The 11449-nt window shown below is 43.8% G+C and carries 4 protein-coding genes, 2 tRNA genes and 2 rRNA genes (1 of these 8 cut by a window edge); 1 reads left to right on the forward strand and 7 read right to left on the reverse strand.

The annotated features are described in order from the left end of the window. From ACZ41C_RS03875 to ACZ41C_RS03905, 7 genes are all read right to left on the reverse strand, one after another. A 23S ribosomal RNA gene (locus ACZ41C_RS03875) occupies positions 1-1675 on the reverse strand; it reaches 2587 nt to the left of the window's first position. A gap of 143 nt (positions 1676-1818) precedes the next feature. Next, positions 1819-1892: transfer RNA gene (locus tag ACZ41C_RS03880), tRNA-Ala, on the reverse strand. A 181-nt stretch (positions 1893-2073) separates the two neighbouring features. Next, a tRNA-Ile gene (locus ACZ41C_RS03885) sits at positions 2074-2147 on the reverse strand. Between the two features lie 155 nt (positions 2148-2302). Continuing rightward, a 16S ribosomal RNA gene (locus ACZ41C_RS03890) occupies positions 2303-3827 on the reverse strand. Together the 16S and 23S rRNA genes with 2 tRNA genes alongside form the textbook arrangement of a ribosomal RNA operon. A 423-nt stretch (positions 3828-4250) precedes the next feature. Beyond that, a complete protein-coding gene (locus ACZ41C_RS03895; protein WP_464564467.1) occupies positions 4251-6257 on the reverse strand; it encodes a putative porin in 2007 nt (668 codons plus the stop codon). A 111-nt stretch (positions 6258-6368) separates the two neighbouring features. Beyond that, positions 6369-7787, reverse strand: a complete 1419-nt coding sequence (locus ACZ41C_RS03900) for a hypothetical protein (RefSeq protein WP_464564469.1) — start codon at positions 7785-7787, stop codon at positions 6369-6371. A gap of 15 nt (positions 7788-7802) precedes the next feature. Further along, positions 7803-10616 carry a TonB-dependent receptor domain-containing protein gene (locus ACZ41C_RS03905; protein ID WP_138257299.1) on the reverse strand — a complete coding sequence of 938 codons (2814 nt, stop codon included), beginning with the start codon at positions 10614-10616 and terminating at the stop codon, positions 7803-7805. Positions 10617-10829: 213 nt separating this feature from the next. Here ACZ41C_RS03905 and ACZ41C_RS03910 point away from each other — a divergent pair, with 213 nt between their 5' ends. After that, positions 10830-11423 (forward strand): ribonuclease HII, encoded by a 594-nt coding sequence (locus ACZ41C_RS03910; RefSeq protein WP_464564472.1) that lies wholly within the window; start codon positions 10830-10832, stop codon positions 11421-11423. The last annotated feature ends 26 nt before the right edge of the window (positions 11424-11449 follow it).

The raw sequence follows: 11449 nt of genomic DNA on the forward strand, positions 1-11449 counted from the left end.
TTCTCCCGAAGTTACGGGTCTATTTTGCCTAGTTCCTTAGCCATGAATCTCTCGAGCGCCTTAGAATACTCATCCCGACCACCTGTGTCGGTTTACGGTACGGGCCGCACATCTCGCTTTTCTTGGAAGTCGATACGCTGGATTATCGCCTTGGCCGTGGCCTCGGCGTACTATCGGGGCGTTGCCGCTCCCTTCAACGTGCAATTCCGTCTGCACGCACCAACTTCTCGCCTCCGTCGCTTTCGGCGATGTGCGGGTAGCGGAATATTAACCGCTTGTCCATCCACTGCCCCTTTCGGGTTCGCGTTAGGTCCCGACTGACCCCCAGCTGATTAGCATAGCTGGGGAAACCTTGGTCTTTCGGCGTGCGGGTTTCTCGCCCGCATTATCGTTACTTATGCCTACATTTTCTTTCGTGCACGCTCCAGCGCCCCTCACGGGTACACCTTCGGCGCGGGCACGATGCTCCCCTACCACTCCTATGGAGTCCATGGCTTCGGTAATATGCTTATGCCCGATCATTATCCATGCGGAACCGCTCGACCAGTGAGCTGTTACGCACTCTTTAAATGAATGGCTGCTTCCAAGCCAACATCCTGGCTGTCAATGCAGTTCCACCGCGTTTTGTCAACTTAGCATATATTTGGGGACCTTAGCCGATGGTCCGGGTTCTTTCCCTCTCGGACATGGACCTTAGCACCCATGCCCTCACTGCGTCACATCGTTTCATAGCATTCGGAGTTTGTCAGGAATTGGTAGGCGGTGAAGCCCCCGCATCCAATCAGTAGCTCTACCTCTATGAAACTAATAACACGCTGCACCTAAATGCATTTCGGGGAGTACGAGCTATTTCCGAGCTTGATTGGCCTTTCACCCCTACCCACAGGTCATCCCAAGACTTTTCAACGTCAACGGGTTCGGCCCTCCACTATGTGTTACCACAGCTTCAGCCTGCCCATGGGTAGATCGCACGGTTTCGCGTCTACTACTACCGACTAAAGCGCCCTATTAAGACTCGCTTTCGCTACGGCTCCGCCCCTGAAGGGCTTAACCTTGCCGGTAAAAGTAACTCGTAGGCTCATTATGCAAAAGGCACGCCGTCACCCCGAAGGGCTCCGACCGCTTGTAGGCGTATGGTTTCAGGATCTCTTTCACTCCCTTGTTCAGGGTTCTTTTCACCTTTCCCTCACGGTACTGGTCCACTATCGGTCTCTCAGGAGTATTTAGCCTTGGCGGATGGTCCCGCCGGATTCATACAGGGTTTCACGTGCCCCGCACTACTCAGGATACCACTATCTGAATGTTCTTTGCCTATACCGGGCTATCACCGTCTATGGCCGCTCTTTCCAAAGCGTTCTAGTTCATCACATCTCGAACAGCGTGGTCCTACAACCCCGTTATTGCCGAAACAACAACGGTTTGGGCTAATCCGGTTTCGCTCGCCGCTACTCCCGGAATCACTTTTGTTTTCTCTTCCTCCGGCTACTTAGATGTTTCAGTTCACCGGGTTCGCTTCCTTGCGGATGACATGTCTTCAACATGCCGGGTTGCCCCATTCGGATATCCGCGGATCATATCGTATGTGCCGATCCCCGCGGCTTTTCGCAGCTTATCACGTCCTTCGTCGCCTCTGAGAGCCTAGGCATTCCCCATACGCCCTTTTCCAGCTTGTCGCCTTTCCTTTTGTTCTATTCTACTTGTACTCTTTACTTTATAAAGATTCGTGTTTCTTTCTTTTTAGGTATATACAACAACATCACATGCCGTTGTATTCCCTGTTCCAATATGTCAATGAACCTGTCGCCCCTAAAGGGCATGTGGAGAATATCGGAGTCGAACCGATGACCTCCTGCGTGCAAGGCAGGCGCTCTAGCCAGCTGAGCTAATCCCCCATATACCAGTAGTTGGCACATAGTAGTTAGTAGTTAGACCATAACCACTACTCAACTTCCAGAATTTCCAATACTTCATACTCAATGAACGTTCCCCCAAAAAACGGGGCTCGTAGTCCCAGGCAGACTTGCTTCGACTGCGCTCAGCACAGGCTTCTCGTCGGACCTTTGGCCTACTTTGTAGTCCCAGGCAGACTCGAACTGCCGACCTCTACATTATCAGTGTAGCGCTCTAACCAGCTGAGCTATGGGACTGTCCCTACTTCAACGCCAGTTAAGGCGCTTCCGTATTTGTTATATATCATGATTGCGGAGATTTTTTTTTCAAAGAACATAAATAAATCGAAAAAACGGGACCGAAGGACCTTCGAAGGCCGCCGGGGACCGTCCCTTGAAGGGACAATCTCTAGAAAGGAGGTGTTCCAGCCGCACCTTCCGGTACGGCTACCTTGTTACGACTTAGCCCTAGTTACCGATCTTGCCCTAGGCCGCTCCTTGCGGTGACGGACTTCAGGCACTCCCGGCTTCCATGGCTTGACGGGCGGTGTGTACAAGGCCCGGGAACGTATTCACCGGATCATGGCTGATATCCGATTACTAGCGATTCCAGCTTCACGGGGTCGAGTTGCAGACCCCGATCCGAACTGTGACAGGTTTTATAGATTCGCTCCGCCTTGCGACGTGGCCGCTCTCTGTACCTGCCATTGTAGCACGTGTGTGGCCCAGGACGTAAGGGCCGTGATGATTTGACGTCATCCCCACCTTCCTCACGGTTTGCACCGGCAGTCCCGTTAGAGTCCCCATCATGACATGCTGGCAACTAACGGTAGGGGTTGCGCTCGTTATAGGACTTAACCTGACACCTCACGGCACGAGCTGACGACAACCATGCAGCACCTTGCAATCCGTCCGAAGAAAAGTCCATCTCTGGACCTGTCGAACTGCATTTAAGCCCTGGTAAGGTTCCTCGCGTATCATCGAATTAAACCACATGCTCCACCGCTTGTGCGGGCCCCCGTCAATTCCTTTGAGTTTCATTCTTGCGAACGTACTCCCCAGGTGGGATACTTATCACTTTCGCTTGGCCGCCCAGGCCTCAAGGGCCCGGACAGCTAGTATCCATCGTTTACGGCGTGGACTACCAGGGTATCTAATCCTGTTCGCTCCCCACGCTTTCGTCCATCAGCGTCAGTACATGGTTAGTCACCTGCCTTCGCAATCGGTGTTCTATGTGATATCTATGCATTTCACCGCTACACCACATATTCCGGCAACTTCACCATGACTCAAGACCGGCAGTATCAAAGGCAGTTCTATAGTTGAGCTACAGACTTTCACCCCTGACTTACCGGCCCGCCTACGGACCCTTTAAACCCAATAATTCCGGATAACGCTCGGACCCTCCGTATTACCGCGGCTGCTGGCACGGAGTTAGCCGGTCCTTATTCTTACGGTACCGTCAACAGGGCACACGTGCCCCTTTTTCTTCCCGTATAAAAGCAGTTTACTACCCATAGGGCATTCTTCCTGCACGCGGCATGGCTGGATCAGGCCCTCGCCCATTGTCCAATATTCCTCACTGCTGCCTCCCGTAGGAGTCTGGTCCGTGTCTCAGTACCAGTGTGGGGGATCCCCCTCTCAGGGCCCCTACCCATCGCGGTCTTGGTAGGCCGTTACCCTACCAACTAACTAATGGGACGCATGGCCATCCTCTACCGCCCGAAGGCTTTAACCATCAAACGATGCCGTTAAATGGTACCACGGGGCATTAATCCAAGTTTCCCTGGGCTATTCCCCTGTAGAGGGCAGGTTCCATACGCGGTGCGCACCCGTGCGCCGGTCGTCGGCGGAGCAAGCTCCCCGTTACCCCTCGACTTGCATGTGTTAGGCCTGCCGCTAGCGTTCATCCTGAGCCAGGATCAAACTCTTCATCGTTGTTCTTTGTTTACTCGTCCCAACGACCTCCGAAATATGACTCCCCGGCCCCGATTCTCTCGATCTAATTCTTTATATTCTCTACCATCGCATCCCCTTAAAAGGACGCGATTCTCTCCACAATATTTCAATGAACCAATTAATAAAAGCGCCGGTCGCCCGACCCCTTCATCGCCCAGTGCCTCACTAAGCGGGTGCAAATATACGCACCGTTTTCGTTTCTGCAATAGCTAAAGCAAAAAAAAGTGAAAAATTTTTATTTTATTTTTTAAGTATCTATTATTCAATCATTTAAATTAGAAATAATTTTCAAAACAATGGCCAAAAACAGTAAGGCACTGTATATCAAATAGCTATTGAAAAGGCCTCAAAACTGAAAAAAAGTCAAGTGCCTATCTAAGAGCTACTTAAAATTGTCGTTTTTTATGAAAAGAAGTTCCAAACGAGGCCAAATCGAATCACAAAATCGCGATAGGGATAATTTGGTGCCGCGTAAAAATTGTATCCACTAAAGGATGAATTGAAATGTTCAGCCTTTAAAAAAATCCTGGTCTGCTGGATCCGGGCATTTATAAAGAAATCCAATAACGGAAAACCACCGAGCTCCTCGGTATCCTGAACAAAAAATTCACCTAGAACAGGGTTGTAACCGTTCATGGTATATTTTGAAAAATACTTCAAGGTGATGCCGGTTTGCAAATACATGGCCTTCTTGAAAACATCTGAGGAAAAATAGAGACTGTTCCTGGTAACCAATTGGGGAAGGTTTAGGACATTGGATTCCTGGGATACGGTTTGATACATGACCGTATTGTTCAATGCAAACTTGCCAAGCCTAAATTCCTTGGTATACTTTAGCTTTATATAGGAAATGCCCGTGTCTTCCTGAAAGGGCCTGATGGTAGCTTGCTCCGCTCCTTCCGTCACTTCTAATAGGGGGTCTGCTGCGAAATATGCGTAATTGTCCAAGTTTGTGTATTTGGCCGATAAACTTCCTATCAATTCCGAATCAAAGCTTGCTTCCAAACTATTGACCCTTTCCTTTTTAAAACTGGCCGTATTCTGCCAGTTATAATTAAGGTATTCGCTTTGATACAAAAGAAAATTAAAATCGGGCATCCTAGAAGATGAATGCAAATGAACTTTGAACCGATTCTTATCGTTGAATCTGTAGCCCGCCGAAGCATCCAGAATATTACCCGATAATTCACCGGATAGATTGTATCTGAATGCACCTTCGAGTTCAAAACCACCGATTGTCTTTTCATAATCGGCACCCAAGGCCAATTCCGTTCCATTAAGTCGACTGACGATTTCCTGTCCGCTTTCGGTAAAAAAAACACTGTTAAAAAAATAGTTGTAATGGAAAATGTTCACATTGCCCTGCAACCTGCCCAAAGTCCTATTATAAAATTCAAGGCTCAACTGGTTGTAAGCTGTCTTTAAATTGGCCTTGTCATTTACCGGTGTCAGGATAAGATCACCAAAATAGGCATCCCCAGAGGTATGCAAAAACTGGTAGTATTTGGTCTCATATCCAAAAGTGTGGCCCAAGGACAGGGAAGTCTTTTCCACATAACTGGAATCCCTGTTCCTTCGGATCAATTTATAGGCGTGTTCCAAATAATAGCGCTTACCGAGTACGACGTTATCGGCATCGTCAAACCGAACGTCAACTTTTGGCCTATCACGAAATTCTGGATCACCGGCCTCAAACTGGAGCTCCTTTTCCAAAAGCCCACCGTTTTCTTGGGATTTGATATCCTGTGCGGCAATATGCGCCCTCAAAGTATACCTTCCGTTCCTAGATTGGTAATTTGTTGTGGTGGTAAAATTACCGGAACGAATCTGATTGGAGTTGTATTTGCCCAAGGAGCGATGTCCTTTGTATCCAATGGAGAAATTCAGTCTTCTAGAGGTATTGAAGGTAAGCATGGCATCCAATAACTGCCCCTGTTCCAAGGTTGTCTTAAACAGGATATCGGTCATGGGAGTGGCTACATTATAATAAGGTATATCCTCCACCTCCCAATAGTTAAAATGTTTTGCCTTGGCGCCTAGGTTTGGATACATAGTGGCCCTGTCAAAATCCATTCCGAGGCTATTGTAGGTTTGCCCAATATTCGAAAACGGCATCAACTCAAAATCATCCCTTCTTAAATAGTTGTATTTGTACTCCTTTTGAATTGTCAGGGTGGTATCCAAAAAGGTCGTGTCCCTTTCAAAGGATATGATTTTATAGTTCTTTATGGTAATTTCATTGATGCTATCCCTTTTGGGTTTTTCCTTCGGCAGGGGCTTTTCCTTTTTTTTTATCGAAAGGGAATCGGTTTGGGAAATGGAATCCTTGACTTTTACGGTGCTATCCTCTTGTTGGGCACGTAGGGAAAAGGTAAGACAGCCAAAGAATACTATGAGGAAATACTTCATGCGTACTTATATCAGGCACAAAGTTAATTTTTTTGTTCCTAACTAAATGTGAAAGTTTTGGGCAATAAAAAAGCCCCATTTCATGGGGCTTTTCCAAAAAGTTATTTTCCTTTATTCAAAAGGAACTACCTGATCGGAACTTTTGTTTGCTATTAAAACTTCATTTAAATCAATGACAGTTGTTGCAACACTCGAGCCAGGCTCATAATTAATGGCATCCAAATCACTAACTACAGCCGCTATAAAAGAAGGAATTACAGCAACCGTTCCAGGATCACCTTCATTGATGTTTTCGTTAAGCAAAATTTCATTTTCATCAATGACTAATTTTACTCCCATATCTACTAATCTGATTCCTTCTGCGATAAAGACCTCCTGACGTGTCCTATAAAGAAGTTCTAATCCTGCATCATCATCTTGCATAGCCGCAATGTCATCTGCCGTTAAAGAGGTTCCGGATACGGATGGAATATCAACATTGCCATCCTGACGGCTTAACACCAGTCCAGACCTACCATTAACAACGATTGAGGAATCATCGGGCCTAGATCCTTCATCCACCTGACTTCTCTGCTCAATTGAGTCATCAATACTACGTACCTCTCTTGTTGCAATCAAATCCAACAATGAAGTTAAATTAGTTCTTGCAGATGCGATATCATTATCCGCTAAAGCCGCTTCAGCCAGAATAAGATATGCCTCTTCCGCTTTCATATAATGTACGGGTGCATCTTCATTTGGACTCAAAAAAGAATATTTCGGATCTAAAAAATCCAAAGTTGGAAGCGGTTGTAAATCATCAAAAGTTGCCCTTTCATACAATGCATCTTCAAATGTATTACTCGGTCCATTAGATTCATCGAACCTTACAGTTCTATCAAAGGAATTATCCAAGGCCAGCGCCGCCGTGGCAGCAGTAACAGCACCCGATTGATTTCCTAAATAGTAATTTGCCCGTGCTTTTGCTAAATGATATTCCGGCTTAGCATTAATAGCAATGGCGGTATCAAAAGAGGATATTGCATTTAAATAATGCTGCTCAGACGTGACGGGTACACCTACAGGTTCAGCTGGAAGAGCGGAAAAATACATTCCAGAAAACAAATAGGCCAGACCCTCAAAGTAATTGAATTCTGCCTCAGTCTCCGCATCATAATTTGGATCACCAGGACCAACCTCATTGATACCAAAAATAGCTAATTCTCTTAATCTTTGAATATCACGTTGAGTATCCCTCATATCTGGATCGGTAATTTGAATTGCCAATCCATCCATAAATTGGTTGAAGAATGTTTGTGTATTCACATAATTATCAGAACCTAATTCAGCTAAAATCAAGGTTTCTTGAAAAACTAGAGCCAATTGCCTTTCAAGACCAGAAAGCCATATTGTGGCCGAGTTTGGTTGTCCCACAACCGAAGCTTCAGAAAGATTGGGGTTTTCCACTTCCTTGAAGTCAACAACGTCCCCAAAATCACCAGTACAGCCAAATATTAAGGCAGCCGTAAAAAATATTATAAGTTTTTTCATCTTTCTCATCTATTTTTAAAATTCAAACCTCATGGAGGCAATATATGTTCTTGGAGCCGATTCAGTACCATAGGCGAAGCCACCACTTGCAAAACCATTCTGAGCTGTAATACCAGACCCTGTAGTTTCTGGATCAAAAGAACCAGCAGTCCAGTTGAATGGATTTGTAACGTTAATACCCAAACGTATATTACTGAATAAAGGCTTGGCAATGTCTCCCAAATTATAGGATGCCCCAATGTTTCTAACCTTCAAGAAATCATTGTCAAATACAAAGAAGTTTACGTAATTAAATGGAGAAGTAGTTCCAATTAATTCCTCGGGAATTCCAGTATTATCCGTGCCTCTCAAGTGTCTTAACAAGAAAGACAAATCTGTAATCTGTCCACCAAACTGATAATCAGCAGTAGCAAAAAGGTTAAAGTCTCCCCATGTATAATTTATGCCCATTGAACCAAAATTTGGGGCAAAAGTATCCCCCAAGGCCGTGTTGGGCTCAAAAGCATAGGTCCCGTCGTCCTGCAATACAGCTGCAGTACCTCTTAAATAACCCAGACTTTGACCTTCTTCAACAACAGAACCTAAAACTGTAAATCCACCAACTACAAATGCAGGTGCACCACCAGAATCCGTAACTAGGTTTTCATTTGTATTATACGATAAGTTAATACTTAAGTTATGTTTTTCAGTTTGAATAGGGGTAGCTGTTAAAGCAAACTCATAACCTTTGTTCTCAACCTCACCAATATTTTGAATTTGATTGGCTTGACCTGAAGATGGTGGATCCTGTGGGGTAAACAAGGCATCTTCGGTAATTCCTATATATCTTGTACCGCTTAAGAACAATCGATTACTAAAAAAACCAAGTTCCACTCCAAATTCCGTTGTCTTAACACGTTCTGAAACCAATTCATCATTTCCTTGGTTATCAAACGTAAATGAAGGACCACCTAAAAAAGGGTTTTGGGCAAACGTTCTATCCTGAGAGAAAGGTTGTGCAAAATTAGTAGCTTCCCCGTAGTTCGCTCTCAACTTAATGGTAGAAAGAATATCCTTAAAGCCAGAGTTTATATAGAAATCATGGTCACTAAAGTTATAAGTTAAACCAACTTTAGGCAGCAATAAGGGATCGGTATTTGCTCCTGAAGCGGTATTTTGGTCCAATCTACCACCAAACTCTAAAAAGGCAACATCATAAATACCTATGTTCTCTAAAAAGTAAAGACCGTAATTGGCATTTTCCAAAACAAAATCAGAAAATGTTTGCTCTGAGAAATTATTCAAAGAACGTGTTCCATCAACACCTCCTGAACCATTCAACCTATTTTGTCTATCTGAAGTCCTAAAAAATTGACCTCCCAAAATAGAAACAAATGAAAAGTTCTCTGTATTCGCTCTATGGGTAATATTTACATCAGTTGTTAAGGTAAAGGCGGACCTTAATACCCTTGTCAATGCTCCTTGGTCCGTTGTACCCTCTGCAATAGACCCCAGTGCCACTTGTAACTCATTACTCAACAACTCTTCCTGTACGGTATTTCTATTGTCAATGCCAATAGTAGCATTTACTTGAAGTGCATCATCAATATCATAGATGAATTTGTTGGAAGCAGTTATACGGTTTGTTGTATTAGTGATATCCACTAATCGACCAATATTTCTGACTCTGGCCAATTCGCCTTGCCATTCCTCATCCGTAAATTCGTCTGTGGCTCCACGTGCCGAGCCCTCTAAGTTGGAAAATCTCGAGAAACTCGTATTTGCGTTATAATCAAGGTTTGATTCAAAATTCACGAAAGAAAAAGAACCTTGATATTTCAATTTATCGGTAACCTTGGCTGTAAGACCAAAAGTAAAAGTTCTTCTGATTTGTTCATTAATATCGTTAAAACTATCGTCTTTATAAAGACTACCTCCAAAGTTATAGGAAAACTTTTCCGAACCTCCATTTAAGCCCACACGATACTCTTGTGACCAACCTGGTTCAAAAATCGCCTCTGCAGTCCTATCGTAACGGAGAAAATCTGTAGTAGCTTTAATTACACCTACGTTACTTTCAAAATATGCTGAACTTTTTCCGTCTTTACCTTTTTTCGTAATAATTTGAATAATTCCATTTGCAGCATCCGCTCCATATAAAGTTGTAGCAGCACCCCCCTTTATATACTCAATTCTTTCAATTGACTCTACTGGAATATCAGCCAAAGCAGAAACGTTTGCCCCACCAGTAGCAATACCCAATTGAGGATTAGAGTTTAGATTATCAACACGTACACCATCGACAATAATTACAGGTGTCGCAGATGTAGCAGCTGAAATTGGACCCCTAGTCCTAATAATTGCCGATGTTCCTGGCTGTCCGGAACTCAAACGAACTTGAGCACTAGGTGTAGTAGACTGAAGAATTTGGTCAATTTGATTTGCCGGTAATTTGTCAATATCCTCTGAATCCAAAGCATCTACCGTAGTAGATAGTTTTCTTCGAGCAATACCAGAACCTTGACCTGTTACAACAACCTCTTCCAACGCCTGGGCATCCTCTTGCATTTTTACATCAATGGTATTTCCTGCACCAACAACCCTTGTTACTGTTTTTTGACCGATATAGGAAAATCTAAGCTCATTACCTTCTTCGATAGTAATGGAATAGTTTCCATCAAAATCTGTTTGGGTACCATTGGTCGTTCCCACTTCAACTACGGATACCCCCGGCAAGGGTAGCCCTGTTTGATCGGTCACGGTTCCCGTGATATTTTTTTCCTGTGCATAGGAAAATGTTATGCTTAAAACCAGTAATGGCAAAAGCATCCATTTAAACTTCTGTTTCATAGATTTAGTTTTTGAATTAGCAGACGCCAAAACTCTTTAAAAAAAGGAACTATTCCAAAGTGATTCTTAACTCAAAAACTAAAACTGTTAAAATTGAGAGGCAAAATTGTCATATTTTTATAACTTTTGCACTTTTTAACAATGAAATACCAAATATTTAACCTTTAAATTATTCTAATAAAACAACTAGTTTTGTTAACGAAATATTAATTATTGGAAAATTTTTATCTTTTTTTTAACGAATGTGGAGCTGATGAGGCGGGACGGGGTTGTTTGGCCGGACCAGTAACAGCGGCATCGGTGATTTTGCCTGAGGTTTTTGTCAATACATTATTGAACGACTCCAAGCTTTTATCGGGTAAAAATAGGGAACTTTTAAGGCCTATCATTGAAGCACAAAGCCTGGCCTACGGTGTTGCCCATATCCACCCCAAAAAAATAGATGAAATCAATATTCTGAACGCCTCCATCTTAGCCATGCACAAAGCCATCGGCCAACTAAGAGTGATACCACCGCATATAATTGTAGACGGTAATAGATTCAAACCTTATGAAAATATCCCACATACCTGTATCATAAAAGGGGACTCCAAGTATATGAGCATCGCCGCAGCATCGATTTTGGCAAAGACCTACAGGGACGACTATATGGATAAAATACACCAGGAATTTCCAATGTATAACTGGAAACAGAACAAAGGGTATCCAACAAAAGAGCATAGGGCTGCCATTAGGGAGTTTGGAGTGACCAAATACCATAGAAAAAGTTTTAGGCTATTACCGGAACAACTTACGCTGGATCTTTAAAAATCCTAAATTTGCCAAAAGGCATT

It is taken from the genome of Maribacter sp. C-4077, from assembly GCF_055378385.1.